We start from the raw sequence: 22,834 nt of genomic DNA on the forward strand, positions 1-22,834 counted from the left end.
TCTCTTGTCGGATCGGCGCGAGGCCGCGTCAGGTCAGCCGCACGCGCGGGTCGACCCAGGTGTAGACCACGTCGATCAGCGCGTTGCTCGCGATGTAGAGCAGCGCGCCGAGGAACACCATGGTGCGCACGATGGCGAAGTCCTGGCCGGTGATCGCGTCGATGACGAAGGCGCCCAGGCCCGGGATGCCGAAGAAGCTCTCGAACACCAGGCTGCCCAGGAACACGTAGGGCAGATAGGCGCCGGCGCTGGTGATGATCGGGATCAGCGCGTTGCGCAGCACATGGCGCATCAGCACCACGGGCTCGGACAAGCCCTTGGCGCGGGCGGTGCGGACATAGTCCTTGCCGACCTCCTCGAGCAGCATCGCGCGGTACAGGCGGGCCTCGCCGCCCAGCCGCGACAGCAGCGACAGCGCGATCGGCAGCGCCAGGAACTTGAGCGCGTCCAGGCCCGGCTCGTAGCCGTTGATCGGCACCAGGCGCAGCACCCGCGAGAAGAAGAACTGCCCGACGATGATGTAGAAGAGGCTGGAAATCGACAGCATCAGCACGCACAGCACGACGCCCCAGAAGTCGATGCGCGAGTTGCGGAAGAAGGTCAGCAGCAGCGCGAAGGCCACGCTCACGATCAGCTGCAGCACGAAGATCGGCACCGCCAGCTGCAGGCTCACGCCCATGCGGGTCTTGATCTCGTGGCCGATGTCGACGGCCTGGCGCGCGTCGGAGCGGCCGAACTCCAGCAGCATCAGCGAGACCGAGCGCTCCCAGAACACCGTGTGGGTCAGCTGCGCGGTGCCGCTGCGCGAGGCGTCCCAGTACAGCGGCTTGTCGTAGCCGCGCTCGGCCTTCCACTTGTCGATCTGTTCCTGCGAGACGCGCTTGCCGCCGATGTTCAGCCGCGCCATGTCGTCCGGCGTGTTGACGGTGAAGAACAGGAAGAAGGTCAGCAGGTTGACGCCCACCAGGATGGCCAGCCCGTAGGCCAGGCGACGAGTCAGGTACTTGAACATCAGTCGGCTCCCCGGGCGGCGCTCAGGGCGTCGTTGGCGGCCAGCGGCGCGGCGGTGCCACGCGCGGTCGCGGTTTCGCGCTTGCGGAAGCTGCGCCGCGTCATCCAGACGATGGCGGCGAAACCCACCACCAGCACCAGCAGCGGCCACCAGACCGGCCGGTTCCATTCGCCCTGGCGCTGGGCGCGCTCTTGCGGATCGATGCGGTAGTAGCGCACCGGATCGCGGATCACGATGCTGGGTTTGCCGTTGTGGACCCAGCTCTGATACGCCTGCCCGGTCCAGGCCCAGTAGCCGAAGGCCCAGGGCGCGTCCTGCTGGGTGATCGCCACCATGCGGTCGATCACCTGCTGCTTCTGCGGGCCGTCGTCGAGCACCTGCACCTGCTTGAACAGCCGGTCGAATTCGGCGCTCTCGTAGTTGGCCGAGTTTTCGCCTTCATGCAGCGACTTGCTGTTGGGCCCGTAGAGCAGGAATAGGAAATTCTCGGCGTCCGGGTAGTCCGCGAACCAGCCCCACCAGAAGACCTGGTGCTTGCCCTGGCGGACCTTCTCCTGGAACTGGTTGTAGTCGGTGGCGCGCACGTCGAGCTGGATGCCCAGCTTGGCGAACTGCTTCACCAGCCAGTCGTTCTCGGCCTTCACCTCCGGCGTGACGGTGCGCATGAAGTCGTAGTTGAGCACCAGCGGCTGACCGGTCTTCGCGTCGCGGCCATCGGGGTAGCCGGCCTCGGCCAGCAGCTGCTTCGCGTCCTCGAGCGGACGGCGCTCGACCTTGCCATTGACCAGCCGATGCGTGACCGGATTGAAGAAGCCCGGCTGCGCCTCGCGCGAGCCGAACACGCCGGGCGGCACCGGTCCGTAGGCCGTCACGCCGCCGCGGTTCTTGAAGATGCGACCGTAGCCCTCCTCCCAGTCGATCGCGATGGACAAGGCCTGGCGCAGCTTGCGGTGTCGCTCCTCTTCCTCCGGCGTCCTGCCCTTGCCGATCACCGGATCGAGCATGTTGAAGCCCAGGTACCAGTTGTTGGGATCGGTCGAGCGCGGGAAGGCGAAGCCGCGCTGGCGGAAGAAGGCGTCGGTCTCGGCGGAGTCGCTGGCATCAGCGTAGAACTCGACGCCCCAGTCGCCGCGTTCCAGGTCGGGAAGGTCCAGGTAGCCCTGCTTGAACATCTCCTTGCGCGGCACCCGCTCCTTGATCAGCGTGGCGACGATCTTGTCGATGAAGGGCATGGGCTTGCCGCAATCGGCCAGGCGCCCCGCGGGACCGTCGTCGGGCATGCCCTCGCAGGGGTAGAGATCGTCCTTGCGGTAATTCGGATTGCGCGACATCACATGACGGCGATCCTGCTCGTAGGTCGTCATCATGTAAGGCCCGGTGCCCACCGGCCACTGGTTCCAGGACAGGCCGTGCTCGGCCATGCCGGGCTGGGCGTAGAACAGGTCCGCCTCCCACGGGATCGGCGCCATGAAGGTCGTCGACATCCAGTAGGACCACTGCGGGTACTTGCCCTTGATGCGCACGCGCAGCAGGTGCTTGTCCACCGCCTCGGCGCCTTCCAGCGGCCACTTGCGGAAGTCCAGGAAGGGCTTGTCGGGCGTGCTCTCCGGCAGGCCCTTGAGCAGCTTCGCGTTCTCCTCGCGTATCAGCGCGCCGTAGGCCTTCAGGCCGAGCACGTGCTCGGAGAACAGGCCGAAGATCGGCGCCTCGATGCGGGTGGTCGCGTGGCGCTTGAGCGCGTAGACGAAGTCCGCGGCCTCGAGCTCCCGGGTGCCCTGGTGCTCGAACTGCCAGGGCGAGCGCTTGTCGCCGAGCTCTTTCGCCGTGAGGTGGTGGTAGCGGTAGTGGCCCTGCTCGTCCTTGGCGAATGCGGGGCTGGGCGCGTACAGGACACCGGGCCGGATGGGCACGTCGTAGACGCTTTGCGCGATCTGGTCCGCGGGCGCGTCCTCGGGCAGGCGCCGGCCCTGCGCGTCCAGGTAGTACGGCTTGACCACCGCCGCCGCGACGCGCGGGATCAGCGTGTAGGGCCGCTTCAGGTAGTGGTAGCCGTAGAGCGGCTCGGTGATCTGGTAGGTGTAGACCGACTCGGGCGCGGTGTAGGACGCGGTCGGATCCAGGTAGCGCGGCGAGCGCTCGTCGAAGGACAGGTAGAGCGTGTTGTCCTTGGCCGCGCCGGCCGGATAGGGACTGTTGTTGCACGCGGCCAGCAGCGACGCGGCACACACCGCCGCCGCCATCGCCCCCGCGCCGCCCAGGCGGCGGATCGCCACGAACCGGGCCCACGCCGCACGCCAGCCCTCAGCCGCGTGCAGCGACGCGTTCCACAGCCCCGACGACATCGTCATCCTTCCCAAAAGCAAACGCCGCATCCTGGGGATGCGGCATTGCCAGATTGTTGCCAAGGCCGCGCCCCTCGTGGAGGCCGGCCGCTGCCGGGGCGGATCATAGCGGCCCCGCTCGCGCGGCGCCCGTGACGTCGGTCAGTGCTCGTGACCGGGGTGGTCGTGATCGTGGCCGTGGTGATCGTGGGGGGCGTGATGATCGTGTCCGTGGCCGACATGGCCCCAGGCCACGATCACGTCGCGGCCCTCGACCATCATCTCGGCCTTCGCGCCCACGGGCAGGCACACCTTGGTCGGCACATGGCCAAAGGGCAGCCCGGTGAGGACAGGCACCCTGACGCGCTCGCGCAGCGCCTGCACGCAGCTCTTCATCGAGTAGCCGCGATCCAGCGGCGACTTCTTCCAGCCGCTGAAGCTGCCCAGGATCACCGCCTTCTGCGCGTCCAGCACGCCCGCCTGCCAGAGTTGCAGCAGCATGCGCTCGACGCGGTAGGGATGCTCGTTGACGTCCTCCAGGAAGAGGATGCCGCCCTTGATTTTCGGGAAGTGCGGCGTGCCCAGCAGCGAGCACAGCACCGCCAGGTTCCCCCCCCACAGCGTGCCGCGCGCCTCGACGCCGTCCAGGCCCGCCTCGGTGCGGAAGCCGATGGCCTCTAGCGAACCGTCCATCGCCTCGAGGAAGCAGTCGCGGGTGATCTCGTCGACGCCGCCGTCGCTTTCGGCGCGGCCGAAGTCGTCGCAGGCGATCGGACCGGCCCAGCTCGTCTGCTTCGTGTGGGCCAGCAGCGCCAGCTGCAGCGCGGTGACGTCGCTGAGGCCGACCCAGCGGGTGCCGCGCTCCGCGCTGCGCGCCATCAACGCCCAGTCGATGCGGTCGAGCAGCCGCGTCAGGCCGTAGCCGCCGCGCGTGGCCAGCGCCACCGACGGCGCCGCCTCGGCGACGCGGTGCAGCGCGGCCAGCCGCGTGTCGTCGTCGCCGGCGAAGCGCTGGTGCTTCGCCAGCGCGGCCTCGTCGATGCTCACGTCGAAGCCGAGCGCCGTCAGCCGCTTGGCCGCGCGCTTGAGCGGCTGCGCCTGCGCCAGGACGCCGGAGGGGGTGTAGAGGATCAGGGAGCTCATCGCTGCGGGTCGTCCTGCGGAGGATCGGAATTCGGGGAAAGGTATTGCGCGTCGCCGACCGGGATCACCGGAAACTCCTGCACCTCGGGCAGCGCGGTCAAGGCGGGCAGGCCGTCGGCATCCACGGCGGCGCCGGCTTCGATGGCCCGCTCGGCGGCCGCCTGGCGACGCGTCTCGCGCAGCTGGCGCGCCGCCTCGCGGCGCTCGGCGAAGAACTCGCGCAGCAGCTTGGCCGAGGCCTCGGCCAGCACGCCGCCCTGCAGCGCGGTGTGGTGGTTGAGCTGCTTCTGCCCGAACAGGTCCAGCACCGAGCCGGCCACGCCGGTCTTGGGATCCGGCGCGGCGAAGACCACGCGCTTGAGCCGCGCATGCATCATCGCCATCGCGCACATCGCGCAGGGCTCGAGCGTCACGTAGAGCTCGCACTCGGGCAGCCGATAGTTGCCCAGCAGCTGCGCGGCATGGCGCAACGCCACGATCTCGGCATGCGCGGTCGGATCGTGCGTCGTGATCGGGCGGTTGTAGCCGGTCGCGATCACCTGGCCGGCGCGCATGATGACGGCGCCCACAGGCACCTCGCCCACCAGCCAGGCGTTCTGCGCCTGGTCGAGGGCGAGCCGCATCGCGTACTCGTCGGCGGGGAGGAGGGAGGAAGGCTCGATGGACATGGCGAAGCTCGCGCGGCAGTGTAGCCGTGCCCGCTATGCTGCCGGCCCATGCAACAGGAGTTCCTCGGCCACCAGGACGATCTCTTCGGCGAGCTGCTGGCGCCAGCGCCCGCCCCCGGCGCGCGGCCATCGACGACCGGGCGGCAGGCGCGCGGCGCCGACAGCGCCGACCGCGACAACGCGGGCGATGCGGACGACGCAAGCGGCGCGATCACCGAAGGCGCGCCCTCGCCCGCCACCGACGGGCCGCCGAAACGCCGCCGCGCCGGCGTCCAGCCGCAGCCGGTGGACGAATCGCAGGCCGCCCTCGCCGCCGCGCTGTCGCCGCGGATCCGGCTGGGCACCTCGTCGTGGAGCTATCCGGGCTGGCAGGGCATCGTCTGGGCCGGCCGGCACGGCGAATCCACCCTGTCGCGCAACGGCCTGAGCGCCTATGCGCAGCAGCCGCTGCATCGCGCGGTCAGCATCGACCGCGGGTTCTACCAATCGCTGACGGCCAGCCAGTACGAGCGCTACGCGCAGCAGGTGCCCGAGGACTTCCGCTTCACGGTCAAGGCGCCGAGCGTGGTGACCGACGCGCAGGTGCGGACCGAGGACGGCCGCGGCCGCCAGGCCAACACGGCCTTCCTCGATCCGCGGCTGGCGGTCCAGGAATTCCTCGAACCCGCAATGCAAGGGCTGGGCGCGCGCATCGGCGCGCTGGTGTTCCAGCTCAGTCCGCTGCCCCTGGCCATGCTGGGCCGGATGCCGGAGCAGCTCGACCGGCTGCACGCGATGCTGGCCGCCCTGCCCTCGCTGCGCGACGTGGCGCCGGAGGCGGTGGTGGCGGTGGAGGTCCGCGATCCCGAATGGCTCACGCCGGACTTCGTCGCCGTGCTCAAGGACACCGGCGCGCGCTACTGCCTCGGGCTGCATCCGAAGCTGCCCCCGATCCAGGACCAGTTGCCGCTGCTGCGCGCGATGTGGCCCGGGCCGCTGGTCTGCCGGTGGAACCTGCACCGCGTCCATGGCCCGTTCGGCTACGAGGACGCGGAGAAGAAGTACGGCGAGTACGCCGAGGTCATGGATCCCGATCCGGAGACCCGAGCCGTGCTGGCGAAGGTCGTGCGCGCCACCGCCGAGGCCGGCCAGCCCTGCTACGTGACGATCTCCAACCATGCCGAGGGCTCCGCCCCGCTGAGCCTGCGCGCGCTGGCGCGGGAGATCGTCGACCCGGCCTGAGCGGGGCGAGCTCCAGGGGCGGGTTTAGCCGTCGATCGGCGAGGCCCGCTGACGCCCGGTCCGGGCTCAGTCCAGCGGCCAGCGGGCCAGGTCGACGTGCGTGGACTGTCCCTGCAGGCTGTCCAGCAGCAGGAACTCGGAGGCGGTCCAGCCGGACACGATGAAGGGCTGCGGCTCGACGGCAACGTCGTCGTAGAAGAGCGTGAGATGCGGCGTGAAGCGCGGATCGGTCCGCAGGCCCACCGCATGGAGCCGGTCGCCGAGCGCGGCCCGCATCGCGCGCGCGCCGTCCAGGCAAACGCCGCCGCTGAGCACCAGCGGCAGGTTGCGCGGTTTGCGGGTGAAGCTCAGCAACTGGTCGAAGTCGACCCGGACCGGCCCGTGCCGCAGCGCCGCGGCGGCGTCCTCAGCGAGTTGCCGGACTTCGGCCATCGTTTCGGCCTGGTCGGTCGTGTCGTCATACCAGCCGAGGTGATGGAGCGTCACATGCAGGCGCTCGGTGCGGGGCGGTCGAATGCGCAGCCCGAAGCGGCGGGCGATGTCGACCGACACGGCGCTCAGCCTCGCCGCGGTGGCCGGATCGGGCCGCAGGCAGAAGAAGAGCGCATGCACGGTCATCGGGCGTCAGCCTCCGAGGCGCGCTGCTCGCCCTGCTTCATGAGGTCCTGCACTTGGCGGCCGACGGCCGCGGGCTGAGGCAGGTCCGACGGCGCGGCCGCGCCCGAGGAGGCGGCGGACGCCGCGGGCGGGCGGGGCTTCATGGTTTCCATCTGCTTCTTCGCGGTGAGCATGATGATGCTGAGCACGATCACGACGGCCAGGATGGACAGGGCGCTGCGCATGGGGAGATCCGGAAATCGAGGCAATGGCGGGCAGCATAGCCAAGCGGGCGCGCCGCGGCGCGTCGACCCGGCTCAGCGCAGGGCCGAGCCGACGCTCGGTCGCAGGCGCAGGATCTGCGGTGCCCGTTCCTGCGCGTCCAGCCAGCGCGGTGCGAGCGCGCGCCAGGCCGGCGCATGCCGGCACGCGCTCCAGCGCAAGGCCCAGTCGTCGGCATCGTCGGCACGCGTCATCCAGACGAAGACCTTCTCGCCCTCGCGCACCGGCAGTCGCGGGAAGTTGTTGGGCGAGCGCTCCGGGATGAAGCTGCCGATCACCGGCAGTCCCGCGGCCTCGATCACCGGCGCGACCTCGTGCTCGAAGAAGCGGGCGAAACCGTCCTCCGGATCGACGGGATCCTTCCAGAGGTAGCACAGGTGGAGCAGCACGAGTCCGGTGCCGCCGTCGCTGCCCGCGCCGAGCGCGCCGCCCGCCCTGCCCGCCCTGCCCGCTCGGCCCGCGTCACGTGCCACATCGATGCGCGCCGGCACCGCCCCGCCTGGCGTCGGCCGCAGCAGCAGGACGTTGTCGTTGTCGTCGAGCAGCGGGTTGGCCTCGTCGCGGCGAGCCTGCCAGACCGGGCCGGAATAGAACGCGTGGAGCGCGCGCTCGCGCGCCGCCATGTCGTCGAAGCCGCGGATCCAGACGAAGCGGCCGGGGTCGTCCAGGTCGGCGAACTGGCCGTACAGCCGCATCCCGACCGCTTCCTGCGAGTCGACGAACGCCTCGTCGAACAGCCGCATGAAGCGGTCGCGCTCGCCCTTGACGATCTTGTACTGGCGCAACTCGAAGACGGGATGGGCGTCGGACATGGTGGACCTCCTGGGTCGTGGGCGTCGAAGTGATCGTGCGATTCTGGGGAGACGCCCTGTCACCGCGTGTCAGCAACGGCCGGCGCTCCATGGGTTCATGGCGATGGCGAACGTCAACTGCTCATCAACGTCGACAGCACCTCGACCTTCGGTAGTCACGGCGTGGCCACCACTCGTCAAGGTCGTAGTCCTCAGAGGCCCGTGAGCGAAGAATCGGCGGCTTCCCGCTTCACTGATCGCCATGGAGGACACATGCCCGCACCCACCGGAGAACTTTCTCCTCGCCACCGCATCGAGCTGCCCAAAGAGCTTCGCGACTCCTTGAAATGGAAGTCGGGGCAGAAGCTGATGTTCATCCGCCGAGGCAACGGCATCTTCATTTGCCCACACGTCACGCCGCAGGAACTCTTCGGGATTGCAAAGGGCGCCAACACGGAGGGATACCGTGATCGCAATGACCGCTACTAGCGCCCATCCCGAGGGCACATGCAGTCCGATCGTGGTCGATACATCGGTCTGGATCGAGTGCTTCTCCCAGACCGCCCTGGGGCAGCGAATTGCCGCTGTGCTCCCGGCCAAGGCTCACTGCATCGTTCCAACAATCGTGCAGCTGGAGCTCTCCAAATGGGCCCTGCGCGAATTGACCGAAGCAGAACGGGAGCGGCTGGAACAGTCGCTGGAGGACTGCCAAGTCGAGCTGCTCGATTCCGAAACCGCAGCGCTCGCGGCGCAGGCCAATGTGCAGCACAAGCTCGCCACTGCGGATGCGGTCATCTACGCCACCGCACTGCGGCTTGGCGCGGAAGTTCTCACCTGCGATGCGCATTTCCGGGACCTTCCGCTGGTCAGGCTGTTCGCCAAGGGAAGTGCAGCAGGCAGTGCCGCTTCAGGGTCCGAGCCGACCGGACGATGGGATCGCTGGCCAACGGCGAAGCAGCTGGCGCCAACGGCGCAATAGCACGGCAACGACGCGGCAATAGCGCTGCAATAGCGTCCCGCCGTCGCCGCGACGTTCAACCACACATGCAAGTGGGCCCGTCACTGGTTCTCGGCAAGCAGAGGTCGATTCACATAGGTCCAGGTCGTGGCTGCCGTCGAGCGGAAGGCGAAGAATCTTTCGTTCTTCGTTCTGCTGGACGCCATGGAGGCCACATGCCCGCACCGATCGCCGAACTGTCCCCCCGCCACCGCATTGAACTTCCCAAGGAGCTTCGCGAGGAACTGAAATGGAAGCCCGGTCAGAAGCTCATGCTGATCCGACGCCACGACGGCGTCTTCATTTGTCCCGAGGTGACGTTCGAGCAGCTGCGGGGCATCGCCAAGGGCGCGAACACGGAGGGATGTCGTGATCGCAACGACCGCTACTGACCCACCCGCAGCAGCAACAGGGCCGAAGTTGGTCGTCGACACATCGGCTTGGATTGAGTGGTTCGTCGACTCGGACATCGGCCGCCTGGTGGATGCGGCCCTCAGCCAGCCCGAGCGCTGCATCGTCCCGACGATCGTGCAGATGGAACTTGCCAAGTGGGCCTTGCGCGAACTCCCCGAGGATCAACACCTTCGGCTTGTCCGATTGACGCAGAAGTGCCACGTCGACGCGCTCGACAGCGGAACCGCGTTCATGGCCGCTTCCGCGAACGTCGAACACAAGCTCGCTCTGGCGGACGCCATCATCTACGCCACCGCGCAGAAGTTTGGTGCCGAAGTCGTGACCTGCGACGCGCACTTCAAGGGCCTACCGGCGGTTCGGTTCTATCCAAAACTCGCCCGGGCCAGCGAGAACTCGATCCCGGCGTTCAGTCCTTGGGAGCGCTGGCCGACCTCGGATCAGTTCGATCACCCCCAATTGACCTGGCCACGGCAATAGCGAACAAGGGCCCCGAAGGGCCCTTGTGCATCAGCGTCGAGCGCTCATTCCCACTCGATCGTCGCCGGCGGCTTGCTCGACACGTCGTAGGTCACGCGGTTGATGCCGCGCACCTCGTTGATGATGCGTCCTGAGCAGCGCTTGAGCAGGCTGTACGGAAGCTCCGCCCAGTCCGCCGTCATGAAGTCGCTGGTCTGCACCGCGCGCAGCGCGACGACGTAGTCATAGGTCCGGCCGTCGCCCATCACGCCCACGCTCTTCACCGGCAGGAACACCGTGAAGGCCTGGCTGGTCAACTCGTACCAGGTCTTGCCGGTCGCCTCATCGCGCGTGTTGCGCAGCTCCTCGATGAAGATCGCGTCGGCGCGGCGCAGCAGGTCCGCGTATTCCTTCTTCACCTCACCCAGGATCCGCACGCCCAGGCCCGGACCCGGGAACGGATGGCGATAGACCATCTCCGGCGGCAGGCCCAGCGCCACGCCCAGCTCACGAACCTCATCCTTGAACAGCTCGCGCAGCGGCTCCAGCAGCTTCAGGCCCAGTTGCTCCGGCAGGCCGCCCACGTTGTGGTGGCTCTTGATCGTCGTGGCCTTCTTGGTCTTGGTGCCGCCGCTCTCCACCACGTCCGGATAGATCGTGCCCTGCGCCAGGAAGGTCGCGCCCTTGTGGCCGCCACCGCTGGCCTTGAGCTTCTCCGCCTCGGCCTTGAACACGTCAACGAACAGGCCGCCGATGATCTTGCGCTTGCGCTCCGGGTCGGTCACGCCGGCCAGTTGGCCAAGGAACAGCTCGCTCGCGTCGACACGGATGACCTTCGCGTGCAGCTTGCCCGCGAACATGTCCATGACCATGTCGCCTTCGTTCAGGCGCAGCAGGCCGTGATCGACGAACACGCAGGTCAGCTGGTCGCCGATCGCGCGGTGGATCAGTGCCGCCGCCACCGACGAGTCCACGCCACCGGACAGGCCCAGGATGACTTCCTCGTCACCCACCTGCTCGCGGATCTTCTGGACGGCTTCCTCGATGTAGTCACCCATGATCCAGTCGCCGCGGCAGCCGCCGATGTCGCGCACGAAGCGCGTGATCATCGCGGCGCCCTGCACCGTGTGCGTCACTTCCGGGTGGAACTGGAACGCGTAGTAGCCCTTCTCCTCGTTCGCCATGCCGGCGATCGGGCAGCTCGGCGTCGAGGCCATCAGCACGAAGCCCGGCGGCAGCGCGGTGACCTTGTCGCCGTGGCTCATCCAGACCTTCAGCATCCCGTGGCCCTCGGGCGTCGAGAAGTCCTGGACGCCGGCCAGCAGCTTGGTGTGGCCATGCGCGCGGACCTCGGCGTAGCCGAACTCGCGGTGGTCGCTCCACTCGACCTTGCCGCCGAGCTGCACCGCCATCGTCTGCATGCCGTAGCAGATGCCCAGCACCGGCACGCCCAGGTCCCACACCGCCTGCGGCGCGCGCAGTTCGTGGTCCTCGTAGGTCGACGCATGGCTGCCCGACAGGATGATCGCCTTGGGCGCGAACGAGCGGATGAAATCGTCGCTGACGTCGTTGGGATGGATCTCGCAGTAGACGTGGGCTTCGCGCACGCGACGCGCGATCAGCTGGGTCACCTGGGAGCCGAAGTCGAGGATGAGGACTTTGTCGTGCATGGTCAGCTTCTAGCGATGCTTGGGAATTCGATTGCGGACGGAGCGGCGGCGCTCACGCCTTGGCCGCGGCGGCCTGCGCCGGCGGCTCCGCGGTGAAGTGGCGCCAGGCGAAGGCCAGCGAGGCCAGTTGCAGCAGCGCGCACAGGTAGAACGGGGCGCCGATGCGCCAGTCGGTCTTGGGCAGCTCGGCCACCAGCGCCATCAGGCCCAGGCCAGCGATCGGCGAGATCACCGCCATCAGGCTGTTGATCGCGGCCACCGCGCCCATGGTCTCGCCTTGCGTACGCGCGTCGGCGGCATTGGAGATCACCCCCTGCATCGCCGGACCGGCGGCCACGCCGCAGACGTTCAGGAAGATCGCAGCGACCATCATCCAGGCCTCGGTCGAGAGGCCCCAGATCAGGTTGGTCGCGATCGAGGTCGTCAGGCCGATCAGCACCAGCCGGCGCGGCCCCAGCCATCTCAGCAGCGGTTGCAGCAGCACGCCCTGCACCAGCACCGCCACCAGGCCGACGACGAACAGCGACAGGCCGTTCTCCTTCGGGCCCCAGCCGAATTTGTGCTGGTTGTAGAGCACCCAGCTGGTCTGGATCACCAGTTGCGCCAAGCCCGAGCAGGCGATGACGTAGATCAGCGGCCCGACCCCGTGCAGCTTGCGCAGCCGGCCGAGTGCGGCGAACGGGTTGGCCTTGCGCCAGTCGAAGGACCGGCGGTGCTCCGGCGCCAGCGATTCCGGCAGCACGAAGAAGCCATACAACCAGTTCATCAGCGCCAGCGTGCCCGCGACGTAGAACGGCAGGTGCAGGTCGATCGCGCCGAGCAGCCCGCCCATCACCGGCCCCAGGATGAAGCCCATGCCGAAGGCCGCGCCCAGCATCCCGAAGCGCTTGGCGCGATCGGCGGGCGGGGTGATGTCGGCCACGTAGGCGTTGGCGACGGCCGCATTGGCCTGCATCGCGCCGGAGAACAGCCGCACCACGACCAGCATCCACAGCGCCTGCGCCATGGCCGTCACGAAGAAGCTCAGCGCCAGCCCACTGAAGCCGACCAGCATCACCTTGCGGCGGCCGAAGCGGTCGGAGAGCCCACCCAGGATGGGCGAACCGAAGAAATTCGCGAGACCGAAGGCGAAGGCCACCGCCAGTTGGGCGAGCGCGTGCTGGGTCTCGTTCTGGGTGAAGGTTCCGACCAGCGGCGGCAGCACCGGGATGATCAGGCCGATCGAGACCATGTCGATCAGCACCGCGATCAGGATGAACGACATGGCGGCCTTGCGGCCGCCATGCGTGGTCGAGGCCGCGACGGCGTCGGGGCCGTCGCGCTGCGCCGGGTCGGACAAGGGCGTCACTCCAGACGGTAGTTGGGCGCTTCCTTGGTGATCTGCACGTCGTGGACGTGGCTCTCACGGATGCCCGCCGAGGTGATCTCGACGAACTCGGCCTTCTCGTGCATGTCGGCGATGCTGGCGCAGCCGCAGTAGCCCATCGAGGCCCGCAGCCCGCCGCCCATCTGGTGCACGATCGCGACCATCGAGCCCTTGTACGGGACGCGGCCTTCGATGCCTTCCGGCACCAGCTTGTCCGCGTTGGGATTGGTCGTCTCGTCGTTTTCCTGGAAGTAGCGGTCCGCCGAGCCGGCCTTCATCGCGCCGATCGAGCCCATGCCGCGGTAGCTCTTGTAGCTGCGGCCCTGGTACAGGATCACTTCGCCCGGGGCCTCCTCGGTGCCGGCGAACATGCCGCCCATCATCACCGTGCTGGCGCCGGCGGCGATGGCCTTGGCGATGTCGCCCGAGTAGCGGATGCCGCCGTCCGCGATCAGCGGCACGCCGGTGCCCTTGAGCGCGGTGGCGACGAAGTCGATCGCCGCGATCTGCGGCACGCCGACGCCCGCCACGATGCGGGTGGTGCAGATCGAGCCCGGGCCGATGCCGACCTTGACCGCGTCCGCGCCGGCTTCCACCAGCGCCAGCGCCGCGGCGCCGGTGGCGATGTTGCCGCCGATGACCTGCACCTGCGGGTAGTTCTTCTTGACCCAGCGCACGCGCTCGATCACGCCGCTGCTGTGGCCGTGCGCGGTGTCGACGACGATCGCGTCGACGCCAGCCTTCACCAGCAGTTCGACGCGCTCCTCGGTGCCCTCGCCCACGCCGACGGCGGCACCGACGCGCAGCTTGCCGTGGTCGTCACGGGCGGCATTGGGGAAGTTGGTCTGCTTGGTGATGTCCTTGACGGTCATCAGGCCGCGCAGCTCGAAGCTGTCGTTGATGACCAGCACCCGCTCCAGCTTGTGCTTGTGCATCAGCGCCTTGCCGTCGTTGAGCGAGGCGCCCTCCCGGACGGTGATCAGGCGTTCGGCCGGGGTCATGATCTCGCTGACCGGGGCGTCCATGCGGGTCTCGAAGCGCAGGTCGCGGCCGGTGACGATGCCGACGACCTTCTTGCCCTCCAGCACCGGGAAACCGGAGATGCCGTGCTGCTCGCTGAGCTGCTTGACCTGGCGGACGGTGGTCTGGGGGGTGATCGTGATGGGGTCGCGGAGCACGCCGGACTCGTAGCGCTTGACGCGGGCCACTTCGGCCGCCTGCTGCTGCGGGGTCAGGTTCTTGTGGACGATGCCGATGCCGCCTTCCTGGGCGATGGCGATCGCCAGTCGCGCTTCGGTCACGGTGTCCATCGCGGCGGACACGAGGGGAAGATTCAGGCGGATGCCACGCGTGAACTGCGTGGCCAGACTGGTGTCGCGCGGCAACACCTGGGAGAACGCCGGCACCAGCAACACATCGTCGAAGGTGAGCGCTTTTCCGAGTAGGCGCATGAGGGAAGCTCCAGACGCAAAGGCGCATTATAGAGAAGCCCGGCAGTACACTCCACGCCCATGATGAATCCCCGACTCCCGCGACGCCCGCTGGGCGTGATGTGCGCGCTGGCGCTGATGGCGCTGACCTCGATCGCGCACGCCCAATGGAAGTGGCGCGATGCCGATGGCCGCACGCAATACAGCGACCGTCCGCCGCCGCCGAGCGTGGCCGAGAAGGACATCCTGCAGCGCCCCACCAATGCCGTGCGCGTGGCCCCGGCGCCGGGCGTGCCGGCTTCGGCGGCGGCCTCCGGAGCCTCCGCGCCGGGCCGGGCCGCCAGCGAGCCGTCTTCACGCGAGAAGGTCGAGCGTGAGCGCAAGGCGCAGGAGGACAAGGCCCGCACCGAGGCGATGGCCGAGAACTGCCGCCAGGCGCAGAACCGCCAGCGCATGCTCGAGTCCGGCGTGCGCCTGCGCTCCGGCACGGCCGGTGGCGAATCGCAGCCGATGACCGAGCAGATGCGCCAGGACGAGATCCGCCAGATGCAGACGGTGATCACCGCGAACTGCAAGTAAGGCCCGGAACGCGTCCGGGAAACAACACCGGGCGGCAAGCCGGACGTAAGTCCGGTGACCGCCGGTAAGACGAAAGGCCGCTCGCGCGGCCTTTTTGCTGCGCGCCTCCCGGCGCTCCTTGGCGCTCCTTGGCGCTTCCCCGCTCTCCGTCAGGCCTTGCGGCCCAGCGGTCGATGCCGCGTCACGATGCGGCTGCCCGCCGCTTGATAGCGCTGACGGCGCGCCTCCTTCGGGTCAACGGTCAGCGGGCGGTAGACCTCGATGCGGTCGCGCTCGCGCAGCGGCGTGTCCAGCGGCACGGTCCGGCCCCAGATGCCGGCCGTCAACGCCTCGATCCGGTCCGGCTCGAACCACCGGCTGCCCAGCAAGGCATCCCGTAGTGTGCTGCCCGCGGGCAGGCGAAGCTGCTGTTCGCGGAGCTCCCCGCGAACGGGACTCCAGAAGAGGTCGACCGACAGTTCAGCGGGGTCCATGGACCTGCTCGGCGCGCTTCACGAAGCTGTCGACGAAGGTGTTGGCGATGCGATCGAACACCGGGCTGACGACCGCCTCGAGCGCGAAGCTCGAGAACGCGTAGCGCAGTTCGAACTCGACCTTGCAGGCCTTGGGCTCGCTGCCCGGCGGCGTGCCGGGGCGGTTCAGCGGCAGGAAGCGCCAGTCGCCGTCGAGTTTGGAGAACGGCCCGTCGACCAGTTCCATGCGCACGCGCTGGTCGGTCTCGTGCGTGTTGCGGGTGGTGAAGGCGTGGCGCAGGCCGGCGTAGTGCAGCGACAGCCGGGCGGTCATGCCGTGGTCGTCACGCTCGAGGATGTCGGCCGCCGAGCACCACGGCAGGAACTCCGGATAGCGCTCGACCTGGGTCACCAGCTCGTACATCTCGCGCGGCGAGTACCAAAGGAGGACTGTCTTCCGGACGTGCTTCATGGCGGTTCTTAGAATGGCGGGATTGTAGGCGGCCCGATCGCCCCCATCTGGCCGCCATCCGGCTGTCACGCCCGCCGTGCGCCGCACGAGAAGAACACCCCCGCCTATGTCCATCGCAGAAAACCGCCGCGCCCGATTCGAGTACCACATCGAGGAGCAGTACGAGGCCGGCATCGTCCTGGAAGGCTGGGAAGTCAAGGCGATCCGCGCCGGCCAGGTCCAATTGCCGGACGGCTACGTCCTCATCCGCGAGGGCGAGCTCTTCCTGATCGGCTGCCGCATCAATCCGCTGCGCACCGCATCCACCCATGTGCATCCGCAAGCCGACCGGACCAAGAAACTGCTGATGAGCCGGGCCGACATCCGCCGGCTGATCGGCAAGGTCGAGCAGCGCGGCTTCACGCTGATTCCGCTGGACCTGCACTACAAGAACGGCCGCGTGAAGGCGCAGATCGCGCTGGCCAAGGGCAAGGCCCAGCACGACAAGCGCGAGACCGAGAAGAAGCGCGACTGGGAGCGCGAGAAGGGCCGCCTGATGCGCCACAAGGTGTCGGGCCCGGCCAAGGACTGAGGCTGCGGCCCTGGCCGCTCCGTCGTCCCGGGTCCGTCGCTTCTTCGGCGGCTCGGCCGCTCTGCCCTTCAGCCGCTCAACCCTTCAGCACCTCGAAAGCCTGCGCCAGGTCGGCGCGCAGGTCCTCCACGTCCTCCAGCCCGATGGCGAAACGCACCAGCGTGCCGCCCTCCTGCGCCGTCCACGGCAGCCCGAGCGAACGGCTCCGGCTCAGGTCGTAGGGCACCGCCAGGCTCATCGGCCCGGCCCAGGAATAACCGATCCCGAAGCAGCGCAGCGCGTCGACGAAGGCGTCGACGCGCCGTGCGTCGTAGTCCGGCCGGAACACCGCCGAGAACAGGCAGCCCGCCGCATCGGGGCTCACCTGTCGCCAGTGCGCATGACCCGGCGAATCAGGCAGCGCCGGATGCAGCACACGCGCGATCTCCGGCCGCGCAGCCATCCACCGGGCCAGGTCGCGAGTCGCGGCGTCCTGCGCGCGGTAGCGCAGCACGATGCTCGGCAGGCCGCGCAGCACCGCCTCGACATCGTTCTGCCCGACGCCATGGCCGAGGTACTCGTGCATCGCCACCAGTTGCCGATGCAGCGCCGCGTCCCGCGTGCAGACGGCGCCCATCAGCAGGTCCGCGCCGCCGGACGGGAACTTGGTCAGCGCCTGCATGCTGAGGTCGGCGCCGAGGCCCGGCGCCACCTCGAACGCATTGAAGGCAAGCCCCGCGCCCCAGGTGTTGTCGAGCGCGGTCAGCACGCCGCGGGCACGGCAGGCGCTCAACAGGCCGATGAGATCGGGGAACTCCAGCGTGATCGACCCAGCGGCCTCCAGCCACACCAGCTTCGTGCGGGGTGACAGCATCGCCTCGAACGCCGGCACGTCCAGCGGATCGTAGAAGCGGTGCGTGATGCCGAGCCGCGTCAGCAAGCCGGTGGTGATGTGCCGGTTCTGGCCATAGACGTTGTCCGGCACCAGCACCTCGTCGCCGGGCTGGAGGAAGGCCAGGCTGGTCAGCGTGATCGCGGCCAGGCCGCTGGGCGTCAGCACGCAATGCTGCGCGTGCTCCAGCGTCGCGATGCGCGCGGCCAGCGTGTAGGTGGTGGGCGTGCCCGGCAGGCCGTAGCGGTAGCTGATGCCGTCCTGCGCGCGCGGCCGGTGCAGTTCGGCGGTGTCCTTGAAGAGCACCGTCGAGGCCTTGGCCACGGGCACCGCGACGGCGTCCCAGCCGTCTGGCGCGCGGAACGGGTGGTGGATCTGCTCGGTGGACGGGCCGCGTTTGCTCACGAAGTCTCCTGGCGCTGGGAACGGGACGGCCATTCTGCGGCAGCCGCGACAGCCGTGCGCCCGCAATGAAAACGCCGGCACGAGGCCGGCGTGGCGGGTGAGCGGCGGAGGCGCCCGGGATGCGCGGGCCCGGCGGGCGCGTCGCCGATCAGATCGGCAGCGCGATCAGGTCGTGCCCCTCGGCGCCGACGATGCGGGCGCGGGTGAACTCGCCCACGCGGAGCTGCTTGCTGGCCTTCTCCGGCGGCAGCAGGCGGACGGTGCCGTCGATCTCGGGCGCATCGGCATACGAGCGGCCGACGCCGCCCTTGCGGCCCAGCGCCGGCGCCGAGTCCACCAGCACCTGCATCGTCGCGCCGATGCGGCGCTGCAGCTTGGCGATGGACACCTCCTCGGCCACCGCCATGAAGCGGGCGCGGCGCTCCTCGCGGACTTCGTCGGGCAGCGCGCCTTCCAGCGCGTTGGCCGGCGCGCCCTCGATCGGCGAGTAGGCGAAGCAGCCGGCGCGGTCGATCTGCGCTTCGCGCATGAAGTCCAGCAGGTACTGGAACTCGGCTTCGGTCTCGCCGGGGAAGCCGGCGATGAAGGTGGAACGGATCACCAGTTCGGGACAGATCTCGCGCCAGCGCTGGATGCGCTCGAGGTTCTTCTCACCGTTGGCCGGGCGCTTCATGCGCTTGAGCACATCCGGATGCGCGTGCTGGAACGGGACGTCGAGATACGGGAGGATGAGGCCCTCGGCCATCATCGGCAGCACCTCGTCGACATGCGGATACGGATAGACGTAGTGCAGGCGCACCCAGGCGCCGTAGGGCTTGGCGATCTCGCCGAGCTGGGCGACGAGGTCGAACATGCGGGTCTTGACCGGCTTGCCGTCCCAGAAGCCGGTGCGGTACTTGATGTCGACGCCGTAGGCGCTGGTGTCCTGGCTGATGACCAGCAGTTCCTTGACGCCGGACTCGAACAGCGCCTTGGCCTCGGCGAGCACGTCGCCGATGGGACGCGAGACCAGGTCGCCGCGCATGCTCGGGATGATGCAGAAGCTGCAGCGGTGGTTGCAGCCCTCGGAGATCTTCAGGTAGGCGTAGTGCCTGGGCGTGAGCTTGATGCCGGCCACGCCGCGGGCCTCGGGGACGAGGTCGATGAAGGGGTCGTGCGGCTTGGGGACGTGGGTGTGGACGGCGTCCATCACTTCCTGCGTCGCATGCGGGCCGGTGACGGCGAGGACGCTGGGATGCACCTCGCGGACCATGTTGTCGGAGCTCGCGCCGGCCTTGGCGCCGAGGCAGCCGGTGACGATGACCTTGCCGTTCTCGGCCAGCGCCTCGCCGATCGTGTCCAGCGACTCCTTCACGGCGTCGTCGATGAAGCCGCAGGTATTGACGATGACGAGATCAGCGCCGGCGAAGGTCTTGGAGGTCTCGTAACCCTCGGCGCGCAGCTGCGTGAGGATCAGTTCGGAATCGGTGAGCGCCTTGGGGCAGCCCAGGGAGACGAAGCCGATCTTCGGAGCGGCAGCCTTCTTGTCGGCGGGGATGTCGTAAGTCGTTGATTCCATTTGAATTCCGCCGGAGGGCCTGGCTGGGAGCTGGGGCGGCATTGTAAGCGAGCGGCCCTCTTGCCGGGCATGGCCGCCGCCGGCAGCCGTGATTTCCTCTGCGCGCACCGCGCCCTCGCCGGGGCACGCGACTTGCCGCGACTCCCGATCCCGCCCGGAGATCCACCATGCACCTCGAAGGCTCCTGTCACTGCGGCCGCGTCCGCTTCTCGGTCGAATCGACCGAGCCCTGCCCCTACCTGCGCTGCTATTGCTCGATCTGCCGCAAGACCGCCGGCACCGGCGGCTACGCGATCAACATCGGCGCCGACCACCGGACCTTCAAGCTCATCAAGGGCAAGCGCGAGCTGCGGGTCTACCGCGCGGTGATCGACGGCAAGGAAAGCTCCGGCCAGCGCCACTTCTGCGGCCGCTGCGGCACCGCGCTCTGGATGTACGACGACAACTGGCCCGACCTGATCCACCCGCATGCCAGCGCCATCGACACGCCGCTGCCCACGCCGCCGGAGAACGTGCATGGCCTGCTCGACTCGAAGGCCGCCTGGGTGGAGGTCGAGGGCCGGCCGGGCGACCAGCGCTTCGACCATTTCCCCGACGAATCACTCGCCGACTGGCATCGGCGGCACGGGCTGTAGCGCCACCGCGACCGCCGCCGGTCGTGCCCTACTTCTTGGGGTGCTGCGGGGGGAAGCCCGGCATGCCGGGGAAGATGTTGCCGGCGCTCTGGAACTGCTCCTGCATCTGCAGGAACAGGTTCTTGGACTGTTCCAGGTAGTTGCCCATCAGGCCCTGCATCATCGGCGCCTGGCCGCTCATGAACTGCGACCACAGCTGCGGGTCGAAGCCCGCGCCCTTGCTCTGCTCGGCAAAGCGCGCCTGCATCTCGCCGAAGGCCTGCAGGTTCTTCTCGAGGTAGGCGCCCATCAGGCCCTGCATCGCATGGCCGTAGAAGCGGATGATCTGCGCCAGCAGCGGCGTCGAGAACATCGGCATCCCGCCCATCTCCTCCTCCAGGATGATCTGCAGCAGGATGGAGCGCGTCAGTTCCTCGCCCGACTTGGCGTCGCGGACCTCGAAGACCTCGCCCTCGAGCACCATCTTCTTGACGTCCGCCAAGGTGATGTAGCTGCTGGTCTGGGTGTCGTAGAGCCGCCGGTTGGGGTACTTCTTCAGCACCCGCGGCCCCTTGGGTTGCGTGGGGTCCTCGCCGCCGGTTGCCGTCTTGCCGCGTCGGGCCGTCGCCATGCTGTCTCCTCTGAGGGTCTGCGGCCCATTCTAGGAGGGGCCCGGCAAGCACCCCGCCGGGTGCTTTCCCTTGCTGTGCGGGGGACGCATCGGCCCGACGAGGGGCGCTTGACGATCAGTCGGGCTTGACGTTGCCGTCCTTGATCACCTTGGCCCAGCGGGCCTGCTCGGCCTTCTGGAACTCGGTGAACTGGGCCGGGGTGTTTGGCGCGTACTCCAGGCCGAGCGATTCCATCTTGGCCTTCACGTCGGGCTGGGCGACGATCTTCTGCACCTCGGCATTGAGCTTGGCGACGATCGCCGGCGGCGTGCCCGCCGGCAGGTACAACGCCTGCCAGCTCGACACGTCGAAGCCGGGCACGCCGGACTCGGCCAGCGTCGGCACGTCGGGCAGTTGCGCGCTGCGCTTGGCCGAGGTCACCGCCACCGCCTTGACCTTGCCCGCCTTGATCTGCGGCAGCGCCACGGTCACGGTCTCGAAGCTCATCGGCACCTGGCCGCCCATGACGTCCTGGATCGCCGGCGCACTCCCCTTGTAGGGGACATGCGTCAGGTCGGCGCCCGTCATCAGGCGGAACACCTCACCCGACAAGTGCTGCGAGGTGCCCTGCCCCGCCGAGGCGAAGGTGATGTCGCCCGGCTTGGCCTTGGCGGCGGCGACGATGTCCTTGACCGTCCGAGCCTGCGCGCCCGGGCCGATCAGCAGCACGTTGGAGATCTTGCCCAGCAGGATCACCGGCGCGAAGTCGCGATCGGCCTTGTAGGGCATCTTGGGCATCAGCGCCGGGTTGATCGCATGCGTGGCGATCGTGCCCAGCAGCACGGTGTAGCCGTCAGGCGCCGCCTTGGCCACGCTGTCCGCGCCCAGCACGCCGCCCGCGCCGGCCTTGTTGTCCACGACGACCGTCTGCTTGAGCGCCACCTGCAGCCGCGCGGCGATCTCCCGCGCCAGCACGTCGGAGGTGCCGCCGGGCGCGAACGGCACGATCAGCTTGACCGGTTGCGTCGGCCAGTTCGTGGCGTCGGCGGCGAGCGCCGGGGTCATCGTGATCGTCGCACCGAGCGCCATCGCCGCCGCGGCGCCCAGGAGCCGCACGCGGCTGCGCTTCACCAGAGTCATCTCGCTTGTCTCCATCCATGACGGCACGGGCCTCGCCGACCTCGGATTGGTACCGATACCATCTTCTTGATGGCGACGATGGTATCGGTACCGTCACGAACGTCAAGGTCGCGTTCATGAGGGATTTCACCGGGTCGGACGCCTGCGCGGGCGCCCGCGGATCAGCCGCTGGCGCGCTGGACCAGCTCGAAGCCGATGTCGATCGCGCGGCGCTCGACCGGGCCATCGGCGCGATCGAGGATGAAGCGCGCCGCCTGCCGCCCGATGGCGAAACCATCGATGCGCACCGTGGTCAGCGCGGGTTCGAGGTCCCGGGCCAGCGCGAGGTCGCCGAAGCCGACGATGGCCAGGTCCTGCGGCACGCGCAGCCCGCGGGCCTGCGCCTCGATGAGCACGCCCAGCGCCAGCGAATCGGAGCTGCAGAACACCGCGTCGATGCCGTCGGGATGCGCCAGCAGTTCCGCCAGGCCGCGGCGACCGCTGCCCAGCGTGGTCGGCGTGGCGACGGTGGCGACCGGCACGTGGGCCACGCCCAGCGCCCTCGCCTGCTCCTGGAAGGCGCGGAAGCGGCGCATCGCGCGTTCGTCGCTGCCGGCCACGCCGGCCAGCCGGCGGTAGCCGCGCTCGTGCAGGTAGGTGGCCACCTTGCGGCCGACCTCCACATGGGAGAAGCCCACCAGCATGTCGATCGGATCGTCGCTCTGGTCCCAGGTCTCGACCACTGGCACGCCGGCGGCGCGCAGCCGCGTGCGCGCCTGCTCCGAATGGCTGGTGCCGGTGAGCACCAGGCCATCGGGCCGGCGGCCGATCATCGCGTCCAGCCAGGCGTCCTCGCGGGCGTTGTCGTAGCCGGTCTGGCCGAGCAGCACCTGGTAGCCAGCCTCGAACAGCGCCTCGGTCAGGCTCTGCACGGTGTCGAGGAAGACCGGACCGGCGATCGTGGGGACCGCGACGCCCACCATGCGGCTCTTCATCGACGACAGCGCGCCCGCGAGCAGGTTGGGCACGTAGCCGGTCTGGCGGACCGCCTCGGTGACCCGTCCCAGCACCTCGGGCGAGACCTGGGACGGCGTGTTGAGCGCTCGGGACGCGGTGATCGGGGCCACGCCCGCCAGTTGCGCGACGTCGCGCAGCGTGACGGCACCACTGCCCTTGCGACGACGGGGACGGGGGAAGCGCTCGGTCTCTGCCAT

General features: G+C 68.9%; 25 protein-coding genes. 8 read left to right on the forward strand and 17 right to left on the reverse strand.

The features are described from left to right. Positions 1-28: 28 nt before the first annotated feature. From FHT37_RS11030 to tadA, 4 genes are all read right to left on the reverse strand, one after another. Entirely contained in the window at positions 29-1,012 is a 984-nt protein-coding gene (locus FHT37_RS11030) for an ABC transporter permease (protein WP_147240069.1), read from the reverse strand. Further along, positions 1,012-3,252, reverse strand: a complete 2,241-nt coding sequence (locus FHT37_RS11035; RefSeq protein WP_183481534.1) for an ABC transporter substrate-binding protein — start codon at positions 3,250-3,252, stop codon at positions 1,012-1,014. The genes FHT37_RS11030 and FHT37_RS11035 overlap by 1 nt, the downstream gene beginning before the upstream one ends. 243 nt (positions 3,253-3,495) lie before the next feature. Continuing rightward, entirely contained in the window at positions 3,496-4,476 is a 981-nt protein-coding gene (locus FHT37_RS11040) for an LD-carboxypeptidase (protein ID WP_183480774.1), read from the reverse strand. Continuing rightward, a complete protein-coding gene (gene tadA, locus FHT37_RS11045; protein ID WP_091732151.1) occupies positions 4,473-5,144 on the reverse strand; it encodes a tRNA adenosine(34) deaminase TadA in 672 nt (223 codons plus the stop codon). Before tadA ends, FHT37_RS11040 begins: the two co-directional genes overlap by 4 nt. A gap of 48 nt (positions 5,145-5,192) precedes the next feature. Here tadA and FHT37_RS11050 point away from each other — a divergent pair, with 48 nt between their 5' ends. Then, positions 5,193-6,365: a DUF72 domain-containing protein gene (locus FHT37_RS11050; protein WP_183480776.1), complete on the forward strand. Its 1,173-nt coding sequence runs from the start codon at positions 5,193-5,195 to the stop codon at positions 6,363-6,365. A gap of 66 nt (positions 6,366-6,431) precedes the next feature. Here the strand turns inward: FHT37_RS11050 and FHT37_RS11055 are convergent, their stop codons facing one another. The 3 genes from FHT37_RS11055 to FHT37_RS11065 all read right to left on the reverse strand — a co-directional run bounded on the left by FHT37_RS11055 (position 6,432) and on the right by FHT37_RS11065 (position 8,056). Then, positions 6,432-6,983 carry a 2'-5' RNA ligase family protein gene (locus tag FHT37_RS11055; RefSeq protein ID WP_183480778.1) on the reverse strand — a complete coding sequence of 184 codons (552 nt, stop codon included), beginning with the start codon at positions 6,981-6,983 and terminating at the stop codon, positions 6,432-6,434. Continuing rightward, entirely contained in the window at positions 6,980-7,207 is a 228-nt protein-coding gene (locus FHT37_RS11060; RefSeq protein WP_183480780.1) for a hypothetical protein, read from the reverse strand. Before FHT37_RS11060 ends, FHT37_RS11055 begins: the two co-directional genes overlap by 4 nt. Before the next feature lie 72 nt (positions 7,208-7,279). Then, positions 7,280-8,056 (reverse strand): NIPSNAP family protein, encoded by a 777-nt coding sequence (locus FHT37_RS11065; RefSeq protein WP_183480782.1) that lies wholly within the window; start codon positions 8,054-8,056, stop codon positions 7,280-7,282. 252 nt (positions 8,057-8,308) lie between these two features. On the opposite strand from FHT37_RS11065, the gene FHT37_RS11070 reads away from it, so the two are divergent. The 4 genes from FHT37_RS11070 (at position 8,309) to FHT37_RS11085 (ending at position 9,923) form a co-directional block, all read left to right on the forward strand. Next, entirely contained in the window at positions 8,309-8,524 is a 216-nt protein-coding gene (locus FHT37_RS11070) for an AbrB/MazE/SpoVT family DNA-binding domain-containing protein (RefSeq protein ID WP_141225424.1), read from the forward strand. Continuing rightward, a complete protein-coding gene (locus FHT37_RS11075) occupies positions 8,511-9,014 on the forward strand; it encodes a type II toxin-antitoxin system VapC family toxin (protein ID WP_183481537.1) in 504 nt (167 codons plus the stop codon). Before FHT37_RS11070 ends, FHT37_RS11075 begins: the two co-directional genes overlap by 14 nt. A 194-nt stretch (positions 9,015-9,208) precedes the next feature. Further along, positions 9,209-9,424 carry an AbrB/MazE/SpoVT family DNA-binding domain-containing protein gene (locus tag FHT37_RS11080; protein WP_183480784.1) on the forward strand — a complete coding sequence of 72 codons (216 nt, stop codon included), beginning with the start codon at positions 9,209-9,211 and terminating at the stop codon, positions 9,422-9,424. Then, positions 9,402-9,923 (forward strand): type II toxin-antitoxin system VapC family toxin, encoded by a 522-nt coding sequence (locus FHT37_RS11085; protein WP_310737382.1) that lies wholly within the window; start codon positions 9,402-9,404, stop codon positions 9,921-9,923. Before FHT37_RS11080 ends, FHT37_RS11085 begins: the two co-directional genes overlap by 23 nt. 44 nt (positions 9,924-9,967) lie before the next feature. Here FHT37_RS11085 and guaA read toward each other — a convergent pair whose 3' ends face one another. The 3 genes from guaA to guaB are packed head-to-tail and all read right to left on the reverse strand — an operon-like array spanning position 9,968 to position 14,389. After that, a complete protein-coding gene (gene guaA / locus FHT37_RS11090) occupies positions 9,968-11,572 on the reverse strand; it encodes a glutamine-hydrolyzing GMP synthase (protein WP_091732129.1) in 1,605 nt (534 codons plus the stop codon). 52 nt (positions 11,573-11,624) lie between these two features. Continuing rightward, positions 11,625-12,920 carry an MFS transporter gene (locus tag FHT37_RS11095; protein ID WP_409072698.1) on the reverse strand — a complete coding sequence of 432 codons (1,296 nt, stop codon included), beginning with the start codon at positions 12,918-12,920 and terminating at the stop codon, positions 11,625-11,627. Continuing rightward, a complete protein-coding gene (gene guaB, locus FHT37_RS11100) occupies positions 12,917-14,389 on the reverse strand; it encodes an IMP dehydrogenase (RefSeq protein WP_091732127.1) in 1,473 nt (490 codons plus the stop codon). Before guaB ends, FHT37_RS11095 begins: the two co-directional genes overlap by 4 nt. 60 nt (positions 14,390-14,449) lie before the next feature. Here guaB and FHT37_RS11105 point away from each other — a divergent pair, with 60 nt between their 5' ends. Further along, positions 14,450-14,947 carry a DUF4124 domain-containing protein gene (locus FHT37_RS11105; RefSeq protein WP_091732123.1) on the forward strand — a complete coding sequence of 166 codons (498 nt, stop codon included), beginning with the start codon at positions 14,450-14,452 and terminating at the stop codon, positions 14,945-14,947. A gap of 149 nt (positions 14,948-15,096) precedes the next feature. On the opposite strand, the gene FHT37_RS11110 is transcribed toward FHT37_RS11105, so the two are convergent. Further along, entirely contained in the window at positions 15,097-15,420 is a 324-nt protein-coding gene (locus FHT37_RS11110; protein WP_147240092.1) for an RnfH family protein, read from the reverse strand. Further along, positions 15,407-15,871 carry a type II toxin-antitoxin system RatA family toxin gene (locus FHT37_RS11115; RefSeq protein ID WP_091732114.1) on the reverse strand — a complete coding sequence of 155 codons (465 nt, stop codon included), beginning with the start codon at positions 15,869-15,871 and terminating at the stop codon, positions 15,407-15,409. The genes FHT37_RS11110 and FHT37_RS11115 overlap by 14 nt, the downstream gene beginning before the upstream one ends. Before the next feature lie 106 nt (positions 15,872-15,977). Here FHT37_RS11115 and smpB point away from each other — a divergent pair, with 106 nt between their 5' ends. Beyond that, the gene (smpB, locus tag FHT37_RS11120; protein ID WP_091732110.1) at positions 15,978-16,442 is read left to right on the forward strand and encodes an SsrA-binding protein SmpB; all 465 of its coding nucleotides are present in this window, start codon (positions 15,978-15,980) and stop codon (positions 16,440-16,442) included. Between the two features lie 76 nt (positions 16,443-16,518). Here smpB and FHT37_RS11125 read toward each other — a convergent pair whose 3' ends face one another. Both FHT37_RS11125 and rimO read right to left on the reverse strand, forming a co-directional pair. Further along, positions 16,519-17,718 carry a PLP-dependent transferase gene (locus tag FHT37_RS11125; protein ID WP_310739738.1) on the reverse strand — a complete coding sequence of 400 codons (1,200 nt, stop codon included), beginning with the start codon at positions 17,716-17,718 and terminating at the stop codon, positions 16,519-16,521. Between the two features lie 148 nt (positions 17,719-17,866). Next, positions 17,867-19,276, reverse strand: coding sequence for a 30S ribosomal protein S12 methylthiotransferase RimO (rimO, locus tag FHT37_RS11130; RefSeq protein ID WP_183480787.1), 1,410 nt, complete (start codon positions 19,274-19,276; stop codon positions 17,867-17,869). Positions 19,277-19,443: 167 nt separating this feature from the next. On the opposite strand from rimO, the gene FHT37_RS11135 reads away from it, so the two are divergent. Next, on the forward strand, positions 19,444-19,911 hold the full coding sequence (locus tag FHT37_RS11135) for a GFA family protein (RefSeq protein WP_147240087.1): 468 nt from the start codon (positions 19,444-19,446) through the stop codon (positions 19,909-19,911). Positions 19,912-19,939: 28 nt separating this feature from the next. On the opposite strand, the gene phaR is transcribed toward FHT37_RS11135, so the two are convergent. From phaR to FHT37_RS11150, 3 genes are all read right to left on the reverse strand, one after another. Then, positions 19,940-20,521 carry a polyhydroxyalkanoate synthesis repressor PhaR gene (phaR, locus tag FHT37_RS11140; protein WP_183480789.1) on the reverse strand — a complete coding sequence of 194 codons (582 nt, stop codon included), beginning with the start codon at positions 20,519-20,521 and terminating at the stop codon, positions 19,940-19,942. Between the two features lie 115 nt (positions 20,522-20,636). Then, on the reverse strand, positions 20,637-21,641 hold the full coding sequence (locus FHT37_RS11145; protein ID WP_255489540.1) for a tripartite tricarboxylate transporter substrate binding protein: 1,005 nt from the start codon (positions 21,639-21,641) through the stop codon (positions 20,637-20,639). A gap of 161 nt (positions 21,642-21,802) precedes the next feature. After that, a complete protein-coding gene (locus tag FHT37_RS11150; RefSeq protein WP_183480793.1) occupies positions 21,803-22,834 on the reverse strand; it encodes a LacI family DNA-binding transcriptional regulator in 1,032 nt (343 codons plus the stop codon).

The organism is Mitsuaria sp. BK037, assembly GCF_014193045.1.
Lineage (GTDB): Bacteria > Pseudomonadota > Gammaproteobacteria > Burkholderiales > Burkholderiaceae_C > Roseateles.